21 protein-coding genes are annotated in these 25,785 nt (G+C 43.4%); 10 read left to right on the top strand and 11 right to left on the bottom strand.

Going from position 1 to position 25,785, the window contains the following annotated elements:
• Positions 1 to 126: 126 nt before the first annotated feature.
• The gene (gene omp33-36, locus AC4CU3_RS09960; protein WP_490738185.1) at positions 127 to 1,008 is read left to right on the top strand and encodes a porin Omp33-36; all 882 of its coding nucleotides are present in this window, start codon (positions 127 to 129) and stop codon (positions 1,006 to 1,008) included.
• 50 nt (positions 1,009 to 1,058) lie between these two features.
• On the opposite strand, the gene AC4CU3_RS09955 is transcribed toward omp33-36, so the two are convergent.
• The 4 genes from AC4CU3_RS09955 to AC4CU3_RS09940 all read right to left on the bottom strand — a co-directional run bounded on the left by AC4CU3_RS09955 (position 1,059) and on the right by AC4CU3_RS09940 (position 6,174).
• The gene (locus tag AC4CU3_RS09955; protein WP_490738184.1) at positions 1,059 to 3,026 is read right to left on the bottom strand and encodes a glycine betaine transporter; all 1,968 of its coding nucleotides are present in this window, start codon (positions 3,024 to 3,026) and stop codon (positions 1,059 to 1,061) included.
• A gap of 157 nt (positions 3,027 to 3,183) precedes the next feature.
• Positions 3,184 to 3,873, bottom strand: a complete 690-nt coding sequence (locus tag AC4CU3_RS09950; RefSeq protein ID WP_490738183.1) for an ion channel — start codon at positions 3,871 to 3,873, stop codon at positions 3,184 to 3,186.
• Positions 3,874 to 4,126: 253 nt separating this feature from the next.
• A complete protein-coding gene (locus AC4CU3_RS09945) occupies positions 4,127 to 5,842 on the bottom strand; it encodes a cation acetate symporter (RefSeq protein ID WP_062032020.1) in 1,716 nt (571 codons plus the stop codon).
• Complete coding sequence (locus AC4CU3_RS09940; RefSeq protein ID WP_004691685.1) at positions 5,842 to 6,174, bottom strand: DUF485 domain-containing protein; 333 nt, start codon at positions 6,172 to 6,174, stop codon at positions 5,842 to 5,844. Before AC4CU3_RS09940 ends, AC4CU3_RS09945 begins: the two co-directional genes overlap by 1 nt.
• 186 nt (positions 6,175 to 6,360) lie before the next feature.
• Here AC4CU3_RS09940 and AC4CU3_RS09935 point away from each other — a divergent pair, with 186 nt between their 5' ends.
• Both AC4CU3_RS09935 and AC4CU3_RS09930 read left to right on the top strand, forming a co-directional pair.
• On the top strand, positions 6,361 to 9,858 hold the full coding sequence (locus AC4CU3_RS09935; RefSeq protein WP_490738465.1) for a hybrid sensor histidine kinase/response regulator: 3,498 nt from the start codon (positions 6,361 to 6,363) through the stop codon (positions 9,856 to 9,858).
• 402 nt (positions 9,859 to 10,260) lie between these two features.
• Positions 10,261 to 11,028, top strand: a complete 768-nt coding sequence (locus AC4CU3_RS09930) for a hypothetical protein (protein ID WP_490738464.1) — start codon at positions 10,261 to 10,263, stop codon at positions 11,026 to 11,028.
• A 59-nt stretch (positions 11,029 to 11,087) separates the two neighbouring features.
• Here AC4CU3_RS09930 and AC4CU3_RS09925 read toward each other — a convergent pair whose 3' ends face one another.
• Complete coding sequence (locus AC4CU3_RS09925) at positions 11,088 to 11,738, bottom strand: response regulator (RefSeq protein ID WP_004691689.1); 651 nt, start codon at positions 11,736 to 11,738, stop codon at positions 11,088 to 11,090.
• A 377-nt stretch (positions 11,739 to 12,115) separates the two neighbouring features.
• Between AC4CU3_RS09925 and msuE the strand changes: the two genes are divergently transcribed.
• The 5 genes from msuE (at position 12,116) to AC4CU3_RS09900 (ending at position 16,022) form a co-directional block, all read left to right on the top strand.
• The gene (gene msuE / locus AC4CU3_RS09920; protein ID WP_078425075.1) at positions 12,116 to 12,844 is read left to right on the top strand and encodes an FMN reductase; all 729 of its coding nucleotides are present in this window, start codon (positions 12,116 to 12,118) and stop codon (positions 12,842 to 12,844) included.
• A 27-nt stretch (positions 12,845 to 12,871) separates the two neighbouring features.
• Positions 12,872 to 13,978 (top strand): dimethylsulfone monooxygenase SfnG, encoded by a 1,107-nt coding sequence (gene sfnG / locus AC4CU3_RS09915; RefSeq protein ID WP_151836431.1) that lies wholly within the window; start codon positions 12,872 to 12,874, stop codon positions 13,976 to 13,978.
• Positions 13,979 to 14,105: 127 nt separating this feature from the next.
• Positions 14,106 to 14,516, top strand: a complete 411-nt coding sequence (locus tag AC4CU3_RS09910; protein ID WP_490738182.1) for a DoxX-like family protein — start codon at positions 14,106 to 14,108, stop codon at positions 14,514 to 14,516.
• Positions 14,513 to 15,346: an SDR family NAD(P)-dependent oxidoreductase gene (locus AC4CU3_RS09905; protein ID WP_490738181.1), complete on the top strand. Its 834-nt coding sequence runs from the start codon at positions 14,513 to 14,515 to the stop codon at positions 15,344 to 15,346. The genes AC4CU3_RS09910 and AC4CU3_RS09905 overlap by 4 nt, the downstream gene beginning before the upstream one ends.
• A 61-nt stretch (positions 15,347 to 15,407) precedes the next feature.
• Complete coding sequence (locus tag AC4CU3_RS09900; RefSeq protein ID WP_490738180.1) at positions 15,408 to 16,022, top strand: riboflavin synthase subunit alpha; 615 nt, start codon at positions 15,408 to 15,410, stop codon at positions 16,020 to 16,022.
• A gap of 119 nt (positions 16,023 to 16,141) precedes the next feature.
• Here AC4CU3_RS09900 and acs read toward each other — a convergent pair whose 3' ends face one another.
• Entirely contained in the window at positions 16,142 to 18,085 is a 1,944-nt protein-coding gene (gene acs / locus AC4CU3_RS09895) for an acetate--CoA ligase (protein ID WP_490738179.1), read from the bottom strand.
• A 452-nt stretch (positions 18,086 to 18,537) separates the two neighbouring features.
• Between acs and AC4CU3_RS09890 the strand changes: the two genes are divergently transcribed.
• Positions 18,538 to 19,509: a mechanosensitive ion channel family protein gene (locus AC4CU3_RS09890; RefSeq protein ID WP_004691703.1), complete on the top strand. Its 972-nt coding sequence runs from the start codon at positions 18,538 to 18,540 to the stop codon at positions 19,507 to 19,509.
• Here AC4CU3_RS09890 and AC4CU3_RS09885 read toward each other — a convergent pair.
• From AC4CU3_RS09885 to prfB, 5 genes are all read right to left on the bottom strand, one after another.
• A complete protein-coding gene (locus AC4CU3_RS09885; RefSeq protein ID WP_490738178.1) occupies positions 19,495 to 20,205 on the bottom strand; it encodes a 16S rRNA (uracil(1498)-N(3))-methyltransferase in 711 nt (236 codons plus the stop codon). The two genes, AC4CU3_RS09890 and AC4CU3_RS09885, sit on opposite strands and share 15 nt — an antisense overlap.
• A 214-nt stretch (positions 20,206 to 20,419) precedes the next feature.
• Positions 20,420 to 21,700 carry a 3-deoxy-D-manno-octulosonic acid transferase gene (locus AC4CU3_RS09880; protein WP_279737373.1) on the bottom strand — a complete coding sequence of 427 codons (1,281 nt, stop codon included), beginning with the start codon at positions 21,698 to 21,700 and terminating at the stop codon, positions 20,420 to 20,422.
• A 99-nt stretch (positions 21,701 to 21,799) separates the two neighbouring features.
• Complete coding sequence (locus tag AC4CU3_RS09875) at positions 21,800 to 22,879, bottom strand: alkene reductase (RefSeq protein WP_148825331.1); 1,080 nt, start codon at positions 22,877 to 22,879, stop codon at positions 21,800 to 21,802.
• A 15-nt stretch (positions 22,880 to 22,894) separates the two neighbouring features.
• On the bottom strand, positions 22,895 to 23,194 hold the full coding sequence (locus tag AC4CU3_RS09870; protein WP_004978252.1) for an ArsR/SmtB family transcription factor: 300 nt from the start codon (positions 23,192 to 23,194) through the stop codon (positions 22,895 to 22,897).
• A gap of 140 nt (positions 23,195 to 23,334) precedes the next feature.
• Positions 23,335 to 24,430 (bottom strand): peptide chain release factor 2 gene (prfB, locus tag AC4CU3_RS09865; protein WP_100222790.1). Its coding sequence is split into 2 segments (ribosomal slippage): positions 23,335 to 24,357 and positions 24,359 to 24,430, totalling 1,095 coding nucleotides; the frame shifts between segments, so codons are not numbered across the junction.
• Positions 24,431 to 24,913: 483 nt separating this feature from the next.
• Here prfB and AC4CU3_RS09860 point away from each other — a divergent pair.
• Positions 24,914 to 25,690 carry a putative porin gene (locus AC4CU3_RS09860; protein WP_395000310.1) on the top strand — a complete coding sequence of 259 codons (777 nt, stop codon included), beginning with the start codon at positions 24,914 to 24,916 and terminating at the stop codon, positions 25,688 to 25,690.
• Positions 25,691 to 25,785: the final 95 nt, after the last annotated feature.

Raw genomic sequence — 25,785 nt, 5'->3', positions numbered from 1 at the left:
TTTTAACCTCTAACATAGCTAGAGTAATTACTCAATAATATAATACCATTAGAGCTCATTGACTTAATAAATTGTTACAATAGAATAGCATTAGTTTAATCCAATGTTAACAATCTGGTAAATATCATGAAAAAACTCGGTTTAGCCACTGCTTTATTATTAGCCATGACCGGTGCTCAAGCATACCAATTCGAAGTACAAGGTCAATCTGAATACATCGATGCATCTGATGCAAATGACAAAGATTTTACTGGCGGTTTACAAGGTACTTTCTACTTTAAAGATGTTGATTCATCTAAAGGTCCTTTAGCTGAAGCTGCTTTTTTAAACCAAGCGTCTAATGTTTCTTTGGCATATAACTATGCTGAATTAGGCACTGACGGTACTGATTTCATCGCACACAACTACGGCGCTAAAGCTGAAGCGTATATTCCTACTAAATTCGTTCCAGCATATGCAAGTGCGTCTTATAGCCACACGCATTTCGATGGTAAAAACAGCGAAACTCCTGATGACAATGGCGACCGTTATGCACTTGAAGTGGGTGCTTTAGCTGCGCCAAACTTCTTGGTTGCTGTAGGTTATACTAGCGTTGCTGACCAATTTGCTCTTGATGCGTTCAACGTAATGAGCAATGGCGCTGTTAAAGCTGTTGGTGAAACTGTAACAATCGGTGATGACCAAGATGCGATTACTGCACGTACTAAATACGTAGGTAACATCGACGGTACAAACATGGCGCTCGGCTTAGAAGCTGGTCTTGTTTACGGTGAAGACACCGCTTACCAACTTAAAACTGACCTTTACTTAACTCCTGCGTTAAGTGTTGGCGCTTCTTATGTTGAATCAAGCTTTGCTGGTACTCCAGATTCAGCTTGGGGTGCAAACGTTAACTACTTCATCACTCCAGCAGTTGCTGTAGGCGCAAGCTATGTAAACGCTAACGCTAAAGAAGTTGTAAATCTTGATACTCAAACTGTTGGCGTAAATGCTAAATTCCGTTTCTAATTCAATTTAGAAATTGAGTACTAAAAAAGGACGCTTGAAGCGTCCTTTTTTTAGTTTGTGGCTCTGACTAAATTTAAGAAATGTAAATGGCGCTCATATTGGTCAATAATATCTTGCAGTAGATCTTCTAAAGTCCAGTCCATCACATCATAATTCTGCCCACCTTCTCTTAAGAAAACTTCAGCTTGATAAAACTGCTGTTCCTCCAGTCGATCTGCCATAAAACTGGGTGGCTGGGTTTCACGGGCAACCACCTGATAAACAAAATTAATTTCGTTATGATGGTCCACGCGTAACTGCAAACCTTGCTCAATCGGTTGAATGGTCACGTCTAGCTGACGGCGCTGAAATTCCTTTTGTACCGCTGAAAAAGCATGTTGTACTTGCTGGCTAATAAATTCTTCGACCTCAGACTGGGTATGCGGATAATGCATAATCAGACCTAGACGCTGTTGCCAACTGCGTGGATTTTGAATTGCACGAGGGGTGATTCGTGCATCTTGCAGTGCACGCATTTTGGTGACATCCAAACGCAGTGCTTTCAGTAAGCCCCAACAGACCAACAACATAATCAAAGTAAAGGGTAAGGCACTCATAATGGTAGCCGATTGTAAGGCCGAAAGTCCGCCTGCCATCAGTAAGATAATCGACAGTAACGCAATCAAAATGGTCCAAAATAGCCTTTGCCATAAGGGTGAATTTTCTGTTTCTGCGGTTAAGTAATCAATCACCAATGAGCCTGAGTCGGCTGAAGTCACAAAGAATAGTACCACCAGAACAGTCGCAATCAGGCTCGATATTTGAGAGAAAGGTAAGTGGGTCAAAAATTCAAACAGTGCGACGGATGAGTCTTGTTGTACCGCTGAGATTAAAGAAGTATGCCCATCTTGAATAATACTGAACAGCGCTGCATTCCCCATGAAGCCCATCCAAATCAGGGTAAAACCTGTTGGAATGAACAACACCCCGACAATGAACTCGCGAATAGTTCGACCTTTAGACACTCGGGCAATAAACATTCCAACAAAAGGCGACCACGAAATCCACCAGGCCCAATACATAATGGTCCAACCACCAATCCAACCATTGGGTTGATAGGCATAGAGGTTGAAGGTCATCGTGAACAGATTGGATACGTATTGCCCTGCATTTTGAATGCTGGTTTGTAAGATATAAATGGAAGAACTGGCAAAAAACACAAATAGCAGTAAAACCACTGCCAGCACCAAATTCAATTCAGATAGCCGTTTAATGCCTTTGTCCAAACCAAAACCGACTGAGAGCGAATCTAAAAAAGTGACAAAAATGATTAGCCCGACCTGAATGCCAATACTTTGCTGAATGCCAAAAAGATAATTCAGTCCCGAATTAATTTGGGTCACCCCAAAACCAAGTGTGGTCGCAACCCCGAAAATGGTGCCTAAGGTTGCAAAGGTATCAACCGCATCTCCCGTTACACCATAGATTTTTTTGCCCACCAAAGGATATAAAGCGGAGCGAACCTTTAAAGGTAAATTATGTCGGAAAGAGAAATAAGCCAGTGACAAGCCCACAAGTGCATAAATGGCCCATGCATGTAATCCCCAGTGGAAAAAGGTGATCCGCATCGCTTGTTGTGCGGCATCTAAGGTTTGCCCGTCTCCCGTGGGCGGGTTGACATAGTGCATCACGGGTTCAGCGACACCGAAGAACATCAAACCAATCCCCATCCCTGCGGTAAACAGCATGGCGAACCAAGAACCACTGCTATATTCAGGCAGACTATGATCAGGGCCGAGTTTGATTTTCCCCATATCGGAGAGTGCAATAAAGATCAGTAAGATCAGAAATAACGCGACAGATAAAACGTAAAACCAGCTAAATGAGTCAATAATCCATTGATTTAAATGTTTGGTTAAAGCCTCAAAACCACTTGGGTCAAAAAGAATCAAGGCCAGAAAAAGCACCAGAATCACGACAGTGCTGAGAAATACATTCCGTTTGATGTTTGCAAACAGCGATGGCTTTATGGAAGGCATAATTCCCCCAGAAAATTATTTTTAGTACAAAGATATAACCAAAATGGTTAATTAGACGAGTCTAATAAAGAGTGAAGAATGAATAGCTTAAAATTTAACGATTCTTTTCCATCATAATTTATGTTTAAAAATAAGGCAGTGCGAATCCTGTAACAGTTTAATTCTCTTTATTATCATTGGGTCGATGCTGAATATACTGCAAGGCAATCAAGCGTGAGACGACTAAAGCCAAATACATCACCCCACAAAACATCTGTAACATCGCAATCATACGAGCCAGCGGTGTCAGTGGCATTAGATCGGACAAACCTGTCGCCGACTGCAAACTAAAGCTTAAAAATAATAAATCGAGCCATGACTGTGCACCCGCCACATTGGGATTTAAAAAGCTATTGGGTTCTAAAATCTGGCAAATGCTATATAAAAAGGCAAAACCCCATGCAATAAGCGTAAACACTGCCCCTGCAGCAAATAGCTCATCTTTGGTCAAATAACGGTCTGCAAACATATAGCGCAGCAAGCCATAGGCCGCAATAAAATAGGCCATCGCCTCAAAGGCATGACTAATCACCAAAAGCATTGGGTCTCGCGCACCCAGCAAAATCAGTAAGGAAAAGAACAATGCCCCACCAACAAAACTCAACCCGAGGATAGTAAACACTGGGGTTTGGCGAATGACCTTGGCAATGAGTAACAGGACCAAAACACCTAAGCCCCAAACCAATACACGTAAGGACAGGCTATGGCCGCTCAACAGCGCCAAAATCAGCATAATAAATTGCAACAGCAGTAACCATGCTGAAGGTAGTAGACGGAAGCCTTTCCAAAATTCGACAAATACTTGCATATGTAGCCTGTTGTTTTTAAAGCCAAGTTTGATTGTTTCTTGTTCTCGCTTTTTTTAACTTAGCATGAATAGCCAATGAAACCGATGCTTTTTATTCGTGTCAGTCGATTCATTTTGCCCAACAATTTGAGTACTGCTTGAGTACTGAATATCACAATCTAGGTCTTTCAGCATTCAAAGCCAACACAGTTAAGAGCATCAACACCATAAAAAAAAGCCCCGATGAAGGGGCTTTTTTTAGTTCAGGTTCAGATTAGTGATCTGAAGCACCTGAGATACCAATACCTGTTTGTGAACGTACATACTGCGCATCAAATGCTTTACGTTCTGCTTGTGCACGTGCTGAGTTATCAGTCACAGAGAACAACCAGCAGCAGAAGAACGCCAATGGCATTGCAAAGATTGCTGGACCATTGAATGGATTCACTGGCGTTTCAGAAATGCCCAATGTATCGACCCAAACGGCTTTAGATAAGATAATTAGTGTTACTGCAGTCACTAGACCAATCACACCACCAATCACCGCACCACGTGTGGTTAAACCTTTCCAGAACATTGACAGTACAAGCACTGGGAAGTTGGCACATGCTGCTACAGAGAATGCTAAACCAACCATGAAGGCAACGTTTTGTTTCTCGAACAGAATCCCTAAAATCATTGCAAAAATAGCAAGACCTAAAGTCGCGATTTTAGACATACGAAGTTCAGATTCAGGAGTCGTTTGACCTTTCTTGAACACGTTTGCGTACAAGTCATGTGAGATTGCTGAAGCACCTGACAAAGTCAGACCTGCAACAACAGCAAGAATCGTTGCGAACGCCACTGCTGAAATGAAGCCCATGAACAAGTCACCGCCCAATGCATCAGACAAGTGAACCGCCGCCATGTTGTTACCACCAACAAGCTCTAGCTTGCCAGTTACTGCCATTTTCGCGACATCAAGGAACTGTGGATTGTTCGATACATAAAGGATCGCACCAAAACCAATGATGAAGGTTAGAAGGTAGAAGTAACCAATGAAACCCGTTGCAACAACCACTGATTTACGTGCTTCTTTAGCATCTTTAACGGTAAAGAAACGCATTAAGATGTGTGGTAGACCCGCTGTACCGAACATTAAAGCCAAACCTAAAGAAATGGCATCAATTGGGTTCGCTGCAAGTTTACCTGGGCCCATGATATTGCCCGCTTCTGCTAAAGAAATGTCATGTACTTTAGAGAAAACTTGAATTGACTGCGTGAACATTTCAGAGAAGCTGAAGCCTACGCCTTTCATCACCATGAAAGCCATGAATGTCGCGCCAGACAAAAGCATCACAGCTTTAATAATCTGTACCCAAGTTGTTGCCAACATTCCACCGAAGATCACGTAAGCCATCATCAGAAGACCAACAATTACTACAGCAATGTTATAGTTCAAACCAAATAACAGTTTGATCAGCTGACCTGCACCCACCATCTGAGCAATCAGATAGAAAGCAACGACAACCAATGAACTCACTGCTGCAAGCGTACGCACTGGTTTTTCCGCTAAACGGAATGACACTACGTCAGATAAGTTGAACTTACCTAAGTTACGTAGACGTTCAGCCACCAAAAACAATACTATTGGCCAGCCGACCATGAAACCCAATGAATACAGCAAGCCGTCGAAGCCTGAACTGAAAACCATTGCGGAAATACCCAAGAATGATGCTGCGGACATATAGTCACCCGCAATCGCTAAACCATTTTGGAAACCTGAGATCCCGCCACCCGCTGTGTAGAAGTCAGCAGTGTTGGTGGTTTGTTTTGCTGCCCATTTGGTGATGAGCAAAGTAAATCCGACAAAAATACCGAACATGATAATGGCATGCCAGTTTGTCGCTTGCTGTTGAGCCTCACCCAAATCTGGGCCTGCAAGTGCTAGGCTCGAAGCCAACAGTGCTGTAGCAGCGACTGTAAGCGCTTTCAATGAATTCCATTTCATTAGTGCTGTCCTTTCTCTTGCGCAATGGCTTCGACTTCACGCATTGCTTCTTCATTTAATGCGTCGAGTTTGTTATTCGAGATATACGAATAAACACCACACAAAACAAAAGACAATACAATAATGCTTAGACCCAATGGCATGCCAATCGTGGTCACCCCACCACTGACTGAAGTCATTAAAAATTCTTTGTTGTAGCCGACCAACAACATGAAACCAACGTATACAACCAACATAATAGTTGTCAGTGTCCAGCTCAGTTTACTTTTACGACTAACCATTTCCTTGAATTTGGGATTTTGTAGAATCTGTTCTACTTGTCTCTCATCCATAACCATACTCCTGTCTGTATCCAACCGTAGATACAATTTTTTAATTCGAATTATTACATTTGCTAAAGTAGCAAGCTTCTGTATTGGTTGTAATTTAGACTTTGGTCTGTAAATTTTAAACAAGCTCAGCAGCCTCTATCCGAGATGCGCTATGATGGCCGAGATGAAGGAAAAACTTTAGGTAAAATGAACAGCTGGCTCATTATCGGGGTATTGGCCCTCTATATCGTCTTACTCTTTATCTGCGCCTTTTTTGGTGAGAAACACGCCAGCCGCCTAAGCACGCGTGGGCGCATGCTATTGTTTAGTTTAACTTTAGGGGTCTACTGTTCATCTTGGACCTTTTATGGCGCCACAGGTGCAGCGGTTCGTGAAGGCATTATCTTTCTGCCGATCTACCTTGGCCCACTACTCTTCGTCGCACTGGGCTATGACATTTGGCGTCGTTTAGGCCGCGTCCGTCAGCACCATGCTATTTCATCGATTGCCGATTTTGTTGCTGCACGCTATGGTAAAAGTGGGCCTTTGGCCTCGATGGTGACCATCCTCGCCGTCATTGCGATTATCCCTTACTTAGCCCTACAGCTACGTGCCATTGCACTCAGTGCCGCGGTGATTTTAGAACCCACCGCAGGCAGTATCGCCTCAACCACCAACGGTGTGCTGTTCCTCACCGGTATCTTGGCCATTTTAGCCATGATTTTCGGGACCAGACAGATTGCCAATACAGAACAACATGGCGGTCTGATGTTGGCGGTTGCCTTCGAGTCTTTTGTCAAACTGTTTGCTTTGCTGTGTGTCGCGCTCTTTTTCGTGTTTGCTGCACCTGAAAACATTCATCAAATCTCTAAGGATGTTGCAGAGACTTTCCATCAAGTACAACTCATTGGTGTACCCGATACGTTTTGGATTCAAACCTTGTTGGCTGGACTCGCGATCATTTGCTTACCGCGTCAGTTCCACGTCGCTGTGGTCGAATTGCGTGATGAAAAGCATATTCGCGGGGCACGTCGCTGGTTCGCAGTTTATTTAGTTTTAACCATCATTGCCATTATTCCGATTGCCAGTTGGGCGCTGCATGCAACGCCAGGTTACTTAGCGATCCCCGATGTAGCGGTTTTGTCTTTACCCTTAAGTTATGGCCAAGACTGGTTAACCTTATTAGCCTTTTTAGGCGGCTTCTCTGCCTCTACGGGTATGCTGTTGGTGTCTTCAGTGGCGCTATCGATCATGCTCAGTAATGACTTGATCATGCCTGCCTTATGGCGTACTAATTTACTGTCCCGCCACGATAAACGCTTACCTTTGGTGCTTAAATTTACCCGTCGGGTCTGTATTTTAGCCGTCATGTTATTGGGCTTTTTGTTCTTCCATTTTTTCAATGACATTGACCAACTTTCAGTCTTTGGCTTGTTGGCCTTTAGTGCGGTGGCTCAGTTCTCACCTGCCCTCATAGGTGGTCTGTACTGGCGTGGCGGCAGTAAACAAGGCGTCTATGCAGGTTTATTGGCCGGTTTTGGTATGTGGGCCTACACCCTGCTATTACCCACTGTACTGCGCAGTTTGCCTGCTGAATATTCACACTTTACCGAAAGCTTTCTCAATTTCGGGCCAATGGGCATTAACTGGTTACGCCCTGAAGCCCTGCTCGGTTTTGAATCCTTTGCCGCACTCACCCATGGAGTAGTGTGGGCACTGGGTCTGAATATTGTTTTATACATTTGGATTTCCCGAGTTTTCCGCCCCAGCGTGGCCGAACAAATTCAAGCAGAAAGCTTTTTCTATTATGAAACTAAGCCACTGCCAACACAGAGTACATCTACAGACATCAACTACATTCATCACGATGTTGCACGTTTAAAAGTTGGTGATTTAATTACCTTAGCCAAACGGATTACAGGCGATGGCGCAACTATGCGCGCTTTCCAACAGTTCTGTGCCCAGAACAATGTGGTGCTGAATGAAAACAGCAATGCCAACGGCATGTGGTGGCGTTTTACCGAACAATATTTGGCAGGCACTATTGGTGCTGCATCGGCACGTACCCTGCTCACCACCGCAATGGTCAACAATGGCCTCGCTTTGGGGCAAGTGGCAAACATTCTAGACCAAGCCTCACAGTGGCAACGTTTTAATCAAAACCTGATCATGACCATGATTGACCACATGACCCAAGGCGTGAGTGTGGTCGATGAAAATATGTGTTTGGTGGCATGGAATAACCAATATTTAAAACTGTTTGATTATCCGAAAGACATTGTCTATGTCGGCTGTCCAATTTCCGATTTGATTCGATATAACGCAGAACGCGGCGAGTGTGGCCCGGGTTCGGTTGAAGAACATGTGCGGAAACGGATGCACTGGATGCAAGTCGGTAGCGCACACGAGTTTGAACGGATTCGTAAAGATGGTCGTGTCATTCAAATGCGTGGCAACCCAATTGAAGGTGGTGGCTTTGTCACCACATTTGCCGACATTACCGCCTTCCGTGAAAATGAAGCCATGCTGGAGGCGCGTGTCCAAGACCGAACTCAACAGTTAGCAGATGCATTATCTGAGCAACAACTGGCACGTGAACAAGCCGACAAAGCCAATATGTCGAAAAGCCGCTTTATTGCCGCGGCCAGTCATGACTTATTGCAACCGATGCATGCCGCGCGTCTGTTCAGTACGGCTTTAGAACAAAGCGTACAAAGTGAGGAAGACCGTAAAACGCTACAACAGCTTGATCGTGCCTTACATGGTGCTGAAAGTATGTTGTCTGCCCTGTTGGATATTGCCCGTCTGGAAGGTGGCACCATTCAACCCAACCGTCAGGCTTATCCGCTGCATGATTTACTCAGTGACCTCGAATTGCAGTTTAAATCCATTGCAGCACAGCGCAGTATTCGTTTCAGCGTACATGATGCTCAGTTCTGGATTGATACTGACCCACAGTGGATTCGCCGTATTATTCAAAACTTTGTCAGTAATGCCCTACGCTATACCGCCAAAGGCAAAGTGGTGGTGGGGGTACTCCGCTCCACGGACAAGCCACGCCATATTCGGATTGGGGTGTGGGATACAGGACCTGGGATTGCAGAAGAACAACGGATTAAACTATTCCAAGAGTTTGAGCGCTGTGGCCATACCTCACCGTGGGGTGAGCAAGGGCTTGGCTTGGGCTTGGCCATCGTACAACGGATGACCAGCCTGCTCGACTACCCAGTGCATGTCTATTCAGAGTATGGCAAAGGGTCATGCTTTATGATTGAAGTACCAATCATTGACCCACCAAAAGTCGTAGCAGCGCCTGTACAAGCAGTTCCACTCAAAACCAAAGCCTATAAGATTTTGTGCTTGGACAATGACGAAACCATTTTAGAAGGGATGTCGACTCTCCTGACCAAATGGGGCTATCAAGTGTTTAAGGCAACCGAGCCTGAACAGGCTTTTGAGATGATTCAACAAGAAAACATTCAGGTCTGGTTGGTCGATCAACACTTAAACCATGACAAAATTGGTTTGGACTTTATTTTGGCCAATCGTCAAGAAAATGTCCCCGTCGCTTTGATTACCGCAGACTCAGATCCTGAACTGCCACAACGGGTCAAAGATATGAATATCGTGCTTTTGAAAAAACCATTAAAACCTGCTTCTTTACGAGCATGGTTATCGGGTTTAAAAATTTCAAATCCTGAATAAATTCACTACATTTACTCACAAAACCCAAGTCACTTGACTTGGGTTTTGTCTTTTTTAGGCTCTGTATACATGGCAAACTGACTAAAATTTTAAAGATTTCTACCAAAGTGCTCATTTTCAGCACGTTGAAGCCCCACAGTATTGACTAAAAATTACACATCTATTTTTACTATGGCAAAATACACCAGTTACATTAGTGAACACTTGTATACTTAGTTACAATTTTTCAAGTATTTGTTTTATTTAAACTAAATATACATAAAAACACAAACTACGACTTTAGTCGTATTCATCTCCACAGGGGATTGGCAGATAACTAGGACTAAGAAAAGATCAGTTTTTCTACCTATATACCCCTTCCTTCGCTGAAGAAACTGATCATCCTTCTCTTGGAGTTTTATGATGAACATTTCTAAAGCAATGCCACATGGCTCAGATCAGTCACAACAATTTCTGCGCCAGTATAGTGCCAATGCCTTTTTACCCAGTATTGACTGGGTCGAACTCTTTAAACAAAGTAGACTCAACGAGACTCATGTTCAGGCCTTAGATACGCTGTATCACACCGCTATTCCCCTCGCATTACAAGTGTTTGAACAACTCGACTTTGATGTGTTTCGCCCCGCGGCTTACCAACCGCAAGGTTTAGGTCTATTTGAAAAACTTCAGCAACAAGAAGACCCGTTCTTGCTGGCATTGGAAGCCGAATCCAGCGGACTCAGTGAAGATGTGCGCCATCAAATTTGGAGCATGCTCCTTCGCGGCGGTGCAGTTTTGGTGTTTAAAGCATGGCTCGGTAAAGTCAAAACCGATCAGGATCAACTCGACACCACCCAGTTTGACCAATTGTCGGATCTGCTCTTTATTAAAACACCACCGCAAGTCTTGGCGGATCGCTTAAGTATTGATGCGCAAGGAACACAAGACCATATTTTCCTTATGTATGACAACGAAATCTACTTAGACCATTTCAACAGCTTGGAAACGGCGGCTTTATTTGTCGATCTTGGCGTGTATGATGCGGCCTTTTTAAGTCTGCGTGATGACCGTGTTGCGGCTTATTTGAAACAACAGGGCTATGTCTCTGAAGAGCAAATTGATGATCTGCAATGTGCTTTAAATCCTTTATTTTGTACCGATTTCACCAGCAAACAAAACTGCTTGGCTTAAACTCAAAAACGAAAAAAAGCGCTGATGATTCAGCGCTTTTTTTAATTCAATAGATCAGCTTACATGCGTTTTTCTTCAATATTTAAAGCATTGATCGCAAGGACCGCTTGAGTTCGGTTCTGTACTCCAAGCTTACGGAAAATCGCAGTCACGTGCGCTTTAATCGTCGCTTCTGAAACATCAAGTTCATAAGCAATCTGCTTATTCAGCAAACCTTCTGCCACCATCATCAAAACACGGAACTGCTGCGGTGTTAAGGATTGAATTCGCTCAGCCAGTGCAGTTTCATCGGCAGCACGTGGGTCAAAGTTCATGTTAGCGGGTAAATTTGGTGGCAACCAAATTTCACCATCTAAGACTTCGCGAATTGCTTCGCCAATATGACTTGGATGTGCCGACTTTGGAATATACCCCATCGCTCCATGCGCAATTGAACGCTGAATGATCGACGTCTCTTCATGCGCTGAAACGACAATGATCGGTAATGATGGATACTGGGCACGAACGTGTACCAATGCAGAAAAACCTGAAGCACCTGGTAAGTTTAAGTCCAATAGCACCAAATCAGGTTCAGGACCTTTTTCAAGGCGTTCATAAAACTCGTTTACTGCGGCTGTTTCATGAATTTGAGCTTGCGGTAAGCTATAACGAACAGCTTGGATTAACGCATGGCGAAACAGCGGATGGTCATCAACGATTAATATATTCATAAGCAACGAGAGATTTCGAGTGCACTAGTCTTGACTATTCTAACCATACAAGTGCCGATAAGGATATGCAAAGTCTAACTTTTTTTCACTTTATCACGCTTTATTCAGAAAAATAGCCTCAATTCCAAGTCGATCTTGAAATATAAATAACTAATCACATTTTGATATAAAATTTATCAGCACATCGGAAAAGGTTATTTATTTTATATATATATATAAAATACAACAATTTAATAAAAATTTAAGCAGCCTTTTTCAAGCTCAACAGATATATCTTAAAATCAGATAACTTAACGCTATTTCTTTATTTTACAGACCAAATGCAAATATTAGATAAATAAGCCCATTCCGAGATACAACACTTTAGGGCTGTCCTTATGTCTACTTTACTGCAAAAACCACTCAATATTGTCGCTGTGTCAGGTGGTTTAAATACCCCGTCTAAAACTGAGGCATTGGTACAAGAAATATTAAATGAACTGGGCGATGCAACCCCAATCCATGTACATTTCATTAAATTCAGCGAAATTGGCCATTTACTCGGTGGCGCGATTTACCGCAATCAACTGCCACAACGTGTGCAAGATGATTTAGCCGCAGTCGAAGCTGCCGATGCGTTGATTGTTGGAACACCAGTTTACCGTGCTTCATTTACTGGTTTGTTTAAACACTTTTTCGACTTTGTTGAGCAAACGGCGCTGGTCGATGTACCCGTACTACTTGCAGCCTCAGGCGGCAGTGAGCGTCATGCGTTGGTACTGGAGCATCAACTTCGCCCACTATTTAGTTTCTTCCAAGCGCAAACTTTACCTATTGGGGTCTATGCCACAGACAAAGACTTTACCCCAGCGTATACCATCCACAGTGAATTATTACGAGATCGCATTACTCTTGCCGTAGCTCGTGCTTTACCCATCCTAGAATGGGCACCTGCCAAAGGTCAGCGTGCAGAAGTGGTGAAAGAAAAAACCCAACTTGCCAATCAGAACTTGGGTATCAACACGCAAATCGAACAAGACGATGTACTGCCTTCAGCCGCGGTCCCGAATTTAGATGCAGCCGAGTCTCGCTTGCATCAGAAAAAAGCCAAACCACAGGTCGCTTAACGCAAAAAGCATTGAGAGGGTTTTCACATGTCACAACAGAATAAAAATATTACGTTTGCTTATTGGGTTCCCAATGTCAGCGGTGGCTTAGTGGTGAGTAATATTGAGCAGCGCACAGACTGGAGTTATGACTATAACGTCCGTTTAGCGCAGGCTGCGGAAAAAAATGGCTTTGACTATGCTCTAACTCAGATTCGTTTTACTGCGGGTTATAATGCAGAAAACCAACATGAATCGGTCAGTTTTAGTCACGGTATCTTAGCCAAAACCAGCAAACTCAAAGTCATTGCCGCTATTTTACCTGGCCCGTGGAAACCCGTGCTTGCCGCAAAACAGCTTGCAACCATCGACCACTTAACCCAAGGACGTATTGCGATTAATGTGGTTAGTGGTTGGTTTCGCGGCGAATTTGATGCGATTGGTGAAGCATGGCCTGAACATGACCAACGCTATGCCCGCTCGGAAGAGTTTATTCGTGCATTAAAAGGCGTTTGGACCCAAGACAACTATAGTTTCAATGGAAAATACTACCAGTTCAAAGACTACACCTTGTCCCCCAAACCTGTGCAAAAGCCGCATATTGAAATTTTCCAAGGCGGCAGCTCTCGTGCTGCACGGGATATGGCTGCACGAGTTTCAGACTGGTATTTTACCAATGGCAATACCCCTGATGAACTCAAAAAACAGATTGATGATATTCGTGCAAAAGCCCAACAGAATGGCCATCAGGTCAAAATTGGGGTGAATGCTTTTATCATTGCCCGAGATACCGAGGAAGAAGCGAAAACGGTTCTGCAAGAAATTATTGATAAAGCCAATATTCAAGCGGTTCATGCCTTTGGCGAGGCCGCCCGTGAAGCGGGTGCAGCAACACTGGAAGGTGAAGGCAATTGGGCCAAATCGACCTTTGAAGATTTGGTTCAATACAATGATGGCTTTAAAACCAATTTGATTGGTACACCACGCCAAATTGCTGAACGTATTGTGGAATTAAAAGCCGTTGGTGTGGATTTAATCCTTTCAGGTTTTTTACATTTTATCGAAGAGGTTGAATACTTCGGTGCCAAAGTGTTGCCATTGGTTCGTGAGTTGGAAGCTCAACAGCAATCCGTTGAGACTGCCAAATCTGCTTAGCTCGGTAAGCAACAGACACGAACTAAAAAATAATAATGATAGGTGACTCTATTCTTCCCTCAGGGCTCGGCTTGAGGGTTTTTTTATTGGTGTATAATCCGCACAAAGTAAAAAATAACCATTTTATATGAACAACAGCCAACCCTCTAAATTCATTAATCTTTCTTTGGCCTTTTTATGGGGCTATCAAGGTTTAGTTCCTAAAATCCTTTTTATCAATCCCGATGAGATTGCCATTTGGCAAACTTTTGGGCTTTCCTACACACAGGCCCAACTGGCAGGTCAGGGCTCAGGTATGCTTGAGTGTGTTTTTGCTTTATTGTTCCTCTTTAATTCCAGTAAATATCTGCATTACCTCAGTATCTTTAGCTTAGTGTTTTTATTCGCACTGGTCGCTTTTCTGATCCCAGACAGTCTCATTCGTGCTTTTAATCCTGTGGTTATGAACCTTGCAATGATCAGCCTATCCATTTGTTATTGTATGCTTCACAGTCAAAAAGCGACTTCCTTTAGTTCACAAAGTAAAGGATCCATATGAATTCAGAATCAGGTTGCATCGTCATTACAGGCAGTTCTAAAGGTATCGGCTTGGGTTTAGCTCAAGCCTTCTTAGAACAACAACAAGCCGTCGTGATTTCTGGGCGAAATAGCACAGATTTACAGCGCACCCTGCAACAGCTACGGCATCGCTTTCCCACTGCACTGATTCATGCCGTCACTTGTGATGTCACGCAGATCCATGAAGTACAAACGCTTTGGGATGAAGCCATTCAACAATTTGGTGCTGTTCAGATTTGGATTAATAATGCAGGCAGTTGTACAGCGACACTAGACTTTAAAGATCTCGCAGCAACAGACATACAGACTGTGGTTCAGACCAATATTCTAGGCAGTATGTTCGGCTCACAAGTGGCCTTAAACGGCATGCTAGCACAAGGCTATGGTCAAATTTTCAATATGGAAGGTTGGGGCACTCGAGGCGAATGGAGTGCAGGCATGACTACCTATGCCACCACCAAACGTGCCGTAGGTTACTTTAGTCAAGCCCTGTTTAAAGAAACCAAACAGACCCACATTCAAGTCGGTACGCTCAGTCCCGGAATGGTAGCAACTGAACTACTGGTATCCTCTTGGCAAAATGGCAATGTTCAGCACTGGAACAAAATGAAACGGCTTTTTTTGTTTATTATCGATCCTCCCGAAGTGGTCTGTCGCTATATGGCTCAACGTATTTTAGAGAATAAACGTCGTCATACTCGAATCATATGGATGACGCCATTACGTCTGTTGCTCCGATTTTTGCGGCCCTATTATTGGCGGCGGAATCCCATCAAAGATACAGCTTTAGCACATCTCCATTCAAAATAATGCCACATCAAGTGATAGATCATTTACATTAAACATAAACCCCGAATTAGGAAAACTTCTGATGTACACAGGTATCGTACAAGGCTTAGAGAAAATTTTAGATGTCCGTCAAGGCGACGGTTTTAGCACCCTTGTAGTTTCAAATACACACAACTTTTTTCACGATGTCTTCATCGGTGCAAGTGTAGCCATCAATGGCACCTGCTTAACTGCAACGCACATCGATCTGACCACCAGTCAAGTCCATTTTGATGTCTCAGATTTGACTCGACGCCTGACCACTTTAGGGGCTTTACAGACAGGCGATGAGGTGAATATCGAACGTTCAGCCAAAGTCGGGATGGAAAATGGGGGACACAACTTGTATGGACATATCGAAGGAACGGCTACAGTAAAGCAGCTGAGCCGTCACGGCGAGACTCTGCATGTGGATCTCCACATTCCCGAGGGTAATATCAAATACTTTTTCTTAAAAGGTTTTATTGGTCTGAATGGTTGTAGCCTCACCGTCAACCGTGTTGATCGTAACAGCCATGAAATTTCAGTTGATTTGATTCCTGAAACTTTGCGTCTGACCACGTGGGCATCGGTACAAGTCGGCGATGCGGTCAATTATGAAATTGATCAGATGACACGGACGATGGTGGATACCTTAGAAAGCATCCATCAGCGTTAGAACTATTTAATTTCTAAACGTCTTGCACTTACAAATTGCTATAAAGCAACCCGATGTATTCCATCGGTACACCAAAATAAAAATACCGTCTGCTTGAGACGGTATTTTTTAGGTCGCTTTTATCCGTTTGGATACACTTCTTTAATCAACACTTCGACCACTTGCGGTTCAGCCAGTGTCGATGTATCACCCAAACTATCTAACTCGTTCGCTGCAATTTTTCTTAAAATACGACGCATAATTTTACCTGAACGTGTTTTCGGTAAAGACGGTGCCCAATGTAAGGCATCTGGGGTTGCCACAGGACCGAGCACCTTTCGTACCCACTGAATCAGTTCAGCACGAAGTTCTTCTGTTTGTGCAGTGCCCGCTTGTAAAGTAACAAAGGAACAAATCCCCTGTCCTTTGATCTCATGTGGCATTCCCACTACCGCAGCCTCAGCCACCGCCTCATGTGCCACCAAAGCACTTTCTACTTCGGCCGTACCTAAGCGGTGCCCTGACACATTCAGCACATCATCTACCCGTCCTGTGATCCAGTAATAACCATCTTTATCACGGCGTGCACCATCCCCCGTGAAATATGTTCCCGGATAGGTTGCAAAATACGCTTCGATAAACCGCTCAGGATCACCCCAAATGGTTCGCATTTGTCCCGGCCATGAATCCTTAATCACCAGATTGCCTTCAGCCTCACCTTCTAACTCGTTGCCTTCTGCATCGACCAAAGCGGGTTGAATTCCAAATAAAGGACGCGTTGCAGACCCCGGTTTAAGTGGTGTCGCACCCGGAAGTGGAGAGATTAAAATTCCACCAGTTTCCGTTTGCCACCAAGTATCCACCACTGGGCAATGGCTTTCTCCCACTACCGTATAGAACCAATTCCATGCTTCTGGGTTGATCGGCTCTCCAACGGAACCAATCAAACGTAAACTGCTACGGTCACTCTCACGGACAAAGGCATCCCCTTCACGCATCATGGCGCGGATCGCTGTCGGAGCCGTATATAAAATCGTCACATTGTGTTTGTCGACAATATGGCCTGTACGTGCCCAACTTGGATACTGTGGAATCCCCTCAAACATCACTGTCGTCGTTCCATTCGACAAGGGGCCATACAGCACATAAGAGTGTCCCGTAATCCAGCCCACATCGGCTGTACACCAAAACACATCATCTTGTTTTAAGTCGAACACTTCACGGAAGGTACTATTCACATAAGTTAAATAGCCCCCAGTGGTATGCAACACACCTTTGGGCTTACCGGTTGAACCTGAGGTATATAAAATAAATAGGGGATCTTCGGCATTCATCGGTTCAGCTGGACAAATCTCGTTGACCGTCATGATTTCCATGTGATACCACAAGTCACGCCCTTCTTTAAGCATGATTGGATTGCCTGTCCGGTGTACCACAATCACGTTCTGTACTGAGTCTGTCCCGGGTAGATTCAATGCTGCGTCTACATTTTCTTTCAGCGGAATCGGTTTACCCCCGCGCATTCCAGAGTCTGCGGTAATCACAATTTTGGCTTGGCTGTCATCAATTCGGCTTGCCAATGAATCAGGCGAGAAACCACCAAACACCACACAATGCACGGCACCGATTCGGGCACAGGCCAACATCGAAATGGCCGCTTCTGAAATCATTGGCATATACAGCACCACACGATCACCCTTCACCACGCCATGCTTTTTCAGGACATTGGCAAAACGACACACTTCGTCATACAGTTCAGCAAAGGAAATGATTTTATGGCGTGAGGGATGGTCACCTTCCCAAATAATGGCAGGTTTATACGGATGCTCTTTTAAGTGGCGATCAAGGCAATTGGCACTTAAATTTAACTGGCCATCGGCAAACCATTCAATTTTAAAATTGTCTTTATCATAACTGGTGTTTTTAACTTGGCTAAAAGGCTTGATCCAATCTAGCTTCAACGCTTGTTCAGCCCAATACTCGTCAGGTTGTTCTATCGATTTTTGATAGCGTTCAAAATATTCTTGTTCATTGGTGCGCGCAGTTTTTTCAAATTCTGCAGGTACAGGATATACTTCTTTCATATCATACTTCCTTATATTCTGACTCTCATCGCGAGAGTTCATGCCACAGTTATTGGTTTATTATTGGACTGCATAACCACAGTATGACGATTGTTTTTTAAACAGATCAACACGGCTTTGGTCGTATATTATTTCTACAATTTAAAACACATTTTATAGTGATCTTTCAATGAGATCCTGTGTTTAATCCGTAACATGAACAACGTCGAACTCCGTAAAGTGGCTCCAGCTAGGCTTTTTAAGCATATTGTTACACTTCAGGCTGTGCTATTTCATACATAGGAGCATGGCTCAGCACCTTGATTCAAAAAATCAAGCATTTAAAAAACAGACAGATAGATTTTTATCCGTTTATCAATCACTCAGAATGCGATAATTTCATACGCTTTTCTCTATTAAATACACACAATTTTCAGGCAAAATATGCCAAATTTTCAGCGATTGGAGCACCAGTGTCAGAACAAACCCATACCTTGAGCGAGGTTGCTCAAGGTACGTCAGAGATGCTACATGACGCGACAGCGAAAACCACCCAAAGTGTAATTGCACATACAGCAAAATATAATGACGCCTATTCCACCATCGACAAATTTGTCGATAGTTTTTGGGAGCGTATGCCTTATTTTTGTATTGCGCTGATTACCTTCGTCATTTTTTATTTGCTCTCCAAACTGTTTAAGCTTTTTGTTCGTAAAGCACTATCTGATCGTTCTTATACCAAACAAAACCTTGTCCTTGTCCTGAACCGTGTCGGCAGTTCGGCCATCGTCTTTATTGGCTTCCTGATTGCCATGGTGATTGCGATTCCGGGTTTCACCCCTGGTCAGCTGATGAGTGCTTTGGGGATTGGCTCGGTTGCCATTGGTTTTGCATTTAAAGATATCTTCCAAAACCTTCTTTCAGGGATCCTGATTTTACTGGGTGAACCGTTTAAGATTGGCGATGACATTATTGTCTCGGGTATGGAAGGCAACGTTGAAGATATTCAAATTCGTGCCACTTACTTACGTGCGCCAGATGGTCGTCGTATCGTGATTCCGAATGCGACTGTGTATACCAGTGCGGTCACTGTTAACACCGCCTATCCACGTCGTCGCTGCGAGTTCTTGGTCGGTATTGGTTATGAAGATGACATCAAAAAAGCCAAAGATATTATTTTAGGCATTTTAGACCGAGATACGACCATTTTAAGTCAACCGGGTTTTAGCGTGAACGTCGCTGCACTTGCAGATTTTTCAGTAAATCTTAAAGTTCAATGGTGGGTCAACACCACAGAAACTACGGTATCTGGCTCGATCAGTTCAGTACAAGAATATGTGGTTCAAGCCTTTGCTGAGCAAGGAATTTCTATTCCTTACCCAGTCCAAGAAGTTCGCGTCGCAAAAAATGACAGCTACCCGACAGAAACTTCAACCGCTAAATAAGCGCCCTAAAACATAAGGGATCACGGTTTCAGTCCGAATAATACGGCTGCCTAAGCTCATCGCTTGACAGCCGTTTTTTACAAGTAGTTCAACTTCGTAAGGGATAAATCCACCTTCCGGCCCGATCACAATCGTACAGGGATGTTGAATCGCAAAAGGCATTTTGGCATCGCTATAGGGATGTGCCACATAGGCAGGACAATTAGCTGAAATCAGGCTAGGTAAAATGTCTTCCACAAAAGGCTTAAAGCGTTTATAAATTTCAACTTTCGGTGCAATCGTATCGCCTGCCTGCTCTAGCCCCAAAGTCACATATTGATCCAACTGTTGTAAAAATGGGGTTTGCCAATAACTTTTATCGACCCGATAGCTGTGCAGCAAAATGATTTTTTCAACCCCTAAAGTCACCGCGTCCATGACCAAACGACGTAGAACTTTAGGACGTGGCATCGCGACAATTAAAGTTACTGGGAGTTTGGCTGGTACAGGCTCTTTATATAAGGGTTTTATACGTACAACTGTTTCAGAGATCTCTACAACTTCTGTCACATAACGCTTTTGGTTTCGAATGCCAACTTTTAAAGTATCGCCAACCTTAATCTGTAAATGAGCCTGTAAATGTTCCAGCTGACGCTTGGCGCTAATGGACCAAAATTCCGATTCAGTTTGGCGCGAATCTAAGAGAACAATATTCATAATAAATAGAAAAAATCCAAACAGTGGAGGCCTCATCAGCACATGTCATCGTGAAAGGCGACAAGAATGTCGCCCGTTGTGCTGAGGTACAGGATGTACCTTTAGCACAGCAAAAGATTTTTGTTATTTGTCATCTTTGAAAAGTAAGAACCACCTACGCAAAACCATCCATAAAATCTACAGTATTTGTAGTAATGACAAACTCACTCAAGTTTTATAAATAAGCATCAATCACTTGAATATGCTTTTTCAAAGAGCCCGTATTTAACTGCATAATCTTTTGTGCAGATTCATTCAGTGTGTTGGCCTGCTCAGTATCCTCTAACAGTATCATCAACACCGCAGCAGCTTGTTCAGCATCCTCAACAACTTTCACCGCGTTGGCTTGTACAAATTCATCGACAATTGTTTGGAAATTAAAATAGTTTTTGCCCAAAACCGTCGGCACATGTAACGCAATTGGCTCTAAAATATTATGTCCGCCACCCGGTTCATTTAGTGATCCCCCGACAAAACAGGCATTAGATAAGGCATACCATAACCACATCTCCCCCATCGAATCGGCTAAATAGACTTGGGTGTCCGCCTCTATGCTTTGTCCCGTACTTCTGCGAGTGGTATTTAAATTTAAACTTTGTGCAACAGCAAAGACCTCATCAAAACGCTCTGGATGACGTGGTACAACAATGCACAACAGTTCAGGCTGTGCATCCAAATATGGCTTAAATGCGCTTAACAGTTTTTGTTCTTCGGGTGCATGAGTACTGGCAATAGTGATGATCTTACGCCCAGCGAGTGACCATTCTTGCTTGAGCTGAGCTGCCTGTTTGACAAACGATTCTGGCGCATGAATATCAAACTTAATACTCCCCACCACCTGTGTTAGCGATGGCACTGAACCAAGCTGAATAAAGCGCTCTGCAGTTGCCTGATCTTGTACCAAAAGCTGATCTAGTCCGTGTAACATCGGCTGCGTAAGGCTAGATACTTTGGCATAGCCTTTGGCTGATTTTTCAGAAAGACGTGCATTAATCAAGATACATGGCACCTGACTCTGCCCCGCTTGGGCAATTAAATTCGGCCAGAGTTCAGTTTCAACCAAAGCCAAAAGTTTGGGCTGATACAATGCGAAAAACTGACGAACTAAAGGTTTTTGATCCGCAGGTAAATATACAGCTTGGAACAGATCTAGATACGGTGCTTTTAAAAATAGTGATTTGGCCCGCGCCTGACCCGTTTTGGTGGTATTGGTCACCAAGACTGGATGACCCGCTTTTAAATAATGCTCGATGAGAGGCTGCGCTGCATTGGTTTCACCCACCGACACCACATGGAACCAAATCGCTTGGCGATTTTTAACCGGTTGAAACGGCCCGAAACGTTCGAGACATTCTTGTTGAAATTGTTCTGTACTCTCTGCACGTTTTTTTATTTTAGACTTATACAGCGGTTTGATCAGCGCAAGTGCTGCGTTATACCAAAAAGGAGTAGCCAAATACGTGCTCCAAAAATCAATGCAAAAATAAAACAGCGCAACTCATATTATCCCATGAATTGCGCTGTTATCTTGTCGCGAATTTAACGGAAAAGCAATTTAAACCGCAGCAGTTTCCATTTCAGCTAAAGTTGGATAGTCCACATAGCCTGCCGCGACATCTGTTCCAATCATGTTTTCCAGTTTCAATTCATTCAATGGTGCATCTTGCAGTAGACGCTCATACAGATCTGGATTCGCAATATAGGCTTTACCAAATGCAACGGCATCTGCCTTTTCAGCTGCCAACAGCTCAATCGCATCTTCACGACTCAGTTGCATATTGGCAATATAAGGCACTCCACCAGAACGCTCTTTCATATATTCAGAAATACTGTCTTCAGCCAGATATTCACGGGTAAAGAAGAAGGCAATCTTGCGTTTGCCCAGCTGCTCCATGGCATAGCCAAATGTTTCACGTGGATTATCATCGCCCATGTCATGGTCATCACAACGCGGCGCAAAATGCACCCCTACACGATCTGCGCCCCATACTTCAATCAGTGCATCAGTTGCTTCTAACAGGAACCGTGTACGATTTTCCACTGAACCGCCGTATTCATCTTCACGCTGATTGGTTTTGCTTTGCAAGAACTGGTCAATCAGATAACCATTGGCAGCATGTAATTCCACACCATCAAAACCGGCTTCTTTAGCACGAATCGCGGCTTGCTTATATTGCTCGGTAATCGCGTGAATTTCAGAAACCTCCAAAGGACGTGGCAATACATAAGGACGTTTTGGACGTAGTAAGCTGACATGACCCGCCTGTTGTACTGCACTTGCAGAGACTGGTGTTTCACCATTTAACAGATCCGGATGCGATACACGACCAACATGCCAAAGCTGGGCAATAATCAGACCGCCCTTCTCATGAACCGCTTGAGTGACCTTTTTCCAGCCTTCGACCTGAGCATCGGTAAACAATCCTGGAGTATTCAAATAGCCATTGGCTTCTTCAGAAATCACTGTAGCTTCAGAAATGATCAGGCCAGCACTTGCACGTTGCGCATAGTACTCAACCATCATTGGGGTTGGAACGCGATCAGCAGTTGCGCGGTTACGGGTCAGCGGCGCCATGATGACACGGTTTTTAAGCTCTAACGCACCGAGCGTTAAAGGAGAATTTAATTCAGCCATCGTTACTCCCACCTGTTAAAGGTGTTGTTGTAGGTGTTCGATAAATTGCTGAATCAACGCTTCATTGCGAGAAAAATAAGACCATTGTCCATATTTTTCCACTTGAATTAAACCGGCCTGCTGTAAAACGGACAAATGGTTCGACATCGTCGATTGCGATACATTTCCCAACCGTTCGATATGACCTGCACATACGCCGCGTCTAAAGTCACCACATTCGTCACTCGATAAAAATTGTTCCGGTTTTTTTAACCATTCCAAAATTTGGCGACGCGTTGGATTAGCCAAGGCTTTAAAAATTAAATCTATATCCATACTCAAGACACGTTTAATGGGCAACAAAGCGTTGTCAGCTTGTTTTACCTAATATATCGCATTTTTTCGATTTTAATATCGATTTTTTTAGATATATTGTAAAATAACTGATAACCCTTTGCTTTCATTCATCATTTAAATTACAAACCTTGTTTTAAGCTTGCTTCAATAAACTTATCAAGGTCACCATCTAGTACTGCACCGGTGTTGGAGTTTTCAACACCCGTACGTAAGTCTTTAATACGCGAGTCATCCAACACATAAGAACGAATCTGGCTGCCCCAACCAATATCCGACTTCGAGTCTTCAAGTGCTTGAGCCGCTTCGTTACGTTTGCTCATTTCCAACTCATACAACTTAGCACGTAACTGTTTCCAAGCATGGTCACGGTTGGCATGCTGTGAACGTTGGTTCTGACACGCCACCACAATCCCTGTTGGCGCGTGGGTTAAACGTACCGCAGAGTCTGTTTTGTTAATGTGCTGACCACCTGCACCCGAAGCACGGTAAGTATCGGTACGTACGTCAGATGGGTTGATATCAATTTCAATGTTGTCATCGACTTCTGGCGAGACAAACACAGCAGAGAATGACGTATGACGGCGGTTACCCGAGTCAAATGGCGATTTACGTACTAAGCGATGCACGCCCGATTCGGTACGTAACCAACCATAGGCATATTCACCTTCCACACGAATGGTTGCTGACTTAATCCCTGCCACATCACCGTCGGATTCTTCCATCAATTCAGCTTTAAAACCATGACGTTCAATCCAGCGCATATACATACGCAGTAGCATTGAAGCCCAGTCTTGTGCTTCTGTCCCACCTGAACCGGCTTGAATTTCCACATAACATGGATTTGGGTCCATTGGGTTACTGAACATACGGCGGAATTCAAGCTTCGCCAACTCTTCTTCTGCAGAGGTCAATTCAGCCTGCACATCAGCCAACAGACTCTCATCATCAGCTTCGACTGCCAAATCAAGCATCGCTTGCGCATCTTCAAGCTGCGTTGCCAAACCATCTAACACATTTAAGACGTTTTCAAGTTCGCCTTTTTCTTTTGCCATGGCTTGTGCACGGCTTTGATCATTCCAAATCGCTGGGTCTTCTAATTCACGGAGAACCTCTTCTAAACGCTCTTTTTTCAGATCGTAGTCAAAGATACCCCCGTAATGTGAGACCACGGTCGTTTAAGTCTTTTAATTGGTTTAGATACGGATTAATTTCCACGTGAATTACTCTCAATCAATATAAAGCGAAAAATAGCCGCTGATTATATCACAGTCGACGGCTAGGATTATTCATCTCAAATTCGACAAAATCACACCCTTCTTTCTAGAGCTTAAGACTATTTAACCTCCAAAAAAGCATTCTCTTGAACCGCAATCAAGCTGCATATAAATACGAACCATCTAATAAAATACATACCTGAGAAGTGTTCTAAACATACAAACGGAATAAACATTTTGAGTTAAAATTGATTGAAATAACATCAATAATTATGAAATCCACAGAATCTACACAATTTTAATAAAACAAAACATTTAATTATTTCATTTTTATTTCAATAACTTAAATAAAAAATATTACACAAGTTTACGCTTGCAACAAAGCGGTAACTTTCCTTTGGTTGACGCTTTTTTATTTTGCCCTAGACTGAACTTGTAACAAAAAATTAATGAAATACAGTTCCACTTACGAGGGGTACATACCATGAAAAAATTAGCAATTGCATCAGCATTACTTTCCGCTCTAGCGATCACAGGTACTGCACATGCATACCAAGCAGAGGTGGGTGCTTCAGCTGGCCTAATTGATCCAGACAACGGTAGTTCAAGCGGCTCTTTTGGCGTAGATGGCACATACTATTTCAACCCAGTTCAAACACGTAATGCGCCACTTGCAGAAGCAGCGTTCTTAGACCGTACAAGTAACGTTAACGCAAAATACCAATACGACGAAGTCGGTGATTCTGAAGCGCATACTTATGGCGTAGGTGCTGAATACTATGTGCCTAATTCAGACTTTTATTTAAGTGGTAATGTGAGCGGTCATGACCTGAAAGATAATGATGACCTAAACAATGACTTGACCACCTATGGTGCAGAAGTGGGTTATTTACCAGCACCTGGCTTGTTGATTGCAGCAGGTGTTAAAGGTTGGGATACTGATGAAGATGATGGTGTAGATCCAACTCTACGTGCCAAATACGTGACTACATTATCTAATGGTAAAGACATCAATTTAGAAGCAGGTGCTGCATTTGGTGATCTAGATGAATACAATCTGGCTGCAGACTACTTCATTGATAAAACCCTAAGCGTAGGTGTTGATTATTACAGCAACGACATCAATGATCGTAATGAGTTTGGTATCAATGCACGTAAATTCTTTACTTCACAAGTGAGCTTAGAGGGTCGTGTAGGCTTCGGTGAACAATTCAATAATGACTACAACAGCTTTGGCTTAGCGGCAAAATATCGTTTCTAAAACCAATTAAAAACCTTGAATACTCAAAGTCCATTTTCGAATGGGCTTTTTGCACTCTGATAAAGCATTGTTATAAATAAAGATTGACTCCCTGC

This window comes from Acinetobacter sp. 802_lipA (assembly GCF_058242885.1).
Note: the sequence above shows the minus strand (reverse complement) of the source record. Positions and strands in the feature narration are given on the sequence as shown.

What these genes read in the sequence shown, in the direction of transcription:
- omp33-36 (WP_490738185.1), top strand. Translation starts at nt 127, where the DNA reads ATGAAAAAACTCGGTTTAGCCACTGCTTTATTATTAGCCATGACCGGT.
- AC4CU3_RS09955 (WP_490738184.1), bottom strand. Translation starts at nt 3,026, where the DNA reads ATGCCTTCCATAAAGCCATCGCTGTTTGCAAACATCAAACGGAATGTA.
- AC4CU3_RS09950 (WP_490738183.1), bottom strand. Translation starts at nt 3,873, where the DNA reads ATGCAAGTATTTGTCGAATTTTGGAAAGGCTTCCGTCTACTACCTTCA.
- AC4CU3_RS09945 (WP_062032020.1), bottom strand. Translation starts at nt 5,842, where the DNA reads ATGAAATGGAATTCATTGAAAGCGCTTACAGTCGCTGCTACAGCACTG.
- AC4CU3_RS09940 (WP_004691685.1), bottom strand. Translation starts at nt 6,174, where the DNA reads ATGGATGAGAGACAAGTAGAACAGATTCTACAAAATCCCAAATTCAAG.
- AC4CU3_RS09935 (WP_490738465.1), top strand. Translation starts at nt 6,361, where the DNA reads ATGAACAGCTGGCTCATTATCGGGGTATTGGCCCTCTATATCGTCTTA.
- AC4CU3_RS09930 (WP_490738464.1), top strand. Translation starts at nt 10,261, where the DNA reads ATGAACATTTCTAAAGCAATGCCACATGGCTCAGATCAGTCACAACAA.
- AC4CU3_RS09925 (WP_004691689.1), bottom strand. Translation starts at nt 11,738, where the DNA reads ATGAATATATTAATCGTTGATGACCATCCGCTGTTTCGCCATGCGTTA.
- msuE (WP_078425075.1), top strand. Translation starts at nt 12,116, where the DNA reads ATGTCTACTTTACTGCAAAAACCACTCAATATTGTCGCTGTGTCAGGT.
- sfnG (WP_151836431.1), top strand. Translation starts at nt 12,872, where the DNA reads ATGTCACAACAGAATAAAAATATTACGTTTGCTTATTGGGTTCCCAAT.
- AC4CU3_RS09910 (WP_490738182.1), top strand. Translation starts at nt 14,106, where the DNA reads ATGAACAACAGCCAACCCTCTAAATTCATTAATCTTTCTTTGGCCTTT.
- AC4CU3_RS09905 (WP_490738181.1), top strand. Translation starts at nt 14,513, where the DNA reads ATGAATTCAGAATCAGGTTGCATCGTCATTACAGGCAGTTCTAAAGGT.
- AC4CU3_RS09900 (WP_490738180.1), top strand. Translation starts at nt 15,408, where the DNA reads ATGTACACAGGTATCGTACAAGGCTTAGAGAAAATTTTAGATGTCCGT.
- acs (WP_490738179.1), bottom strand. Translation starts at nt 18,085, where the DNA reads ATGAAAGAAGTATATCCTGTACCTGCAGAATTTGAAAAAACTGCGCGC.
- AC4CU3_RS09885 (WP_490738178.1), bottom strand. Translation starts at nt 20,205, where the DNA reads ATGAATATTGTTCTCTTAGATTCGCGCCAAACTGAATCGGAATTTTGG.
- AC4CU3_RS09875 (WP_148825331.1), bottom strand. Translation starts at nt 22,879, where the DNA reads ATGGCTGAATTAAATTCTCCTTTAACGCTCGGTGCGTTAGAGCTTAAA.
- AC4CU3_RS09870 (WP_004978252.1), bottom strand. Translation starts at nt 23,194, where the DNA reads ATGGATATAGATTTAATTTTTAAAGCCTTGGCTAATCCAACGCGTCGC.
- AC4CU3_RS09860 (WP_395000310.1), top strand. Translation starts at nt 24,914, where the DNA reads ATGAAAAAATTAGCAATTGCATCAGCATTACTTTCCGCTCTAGCGATC.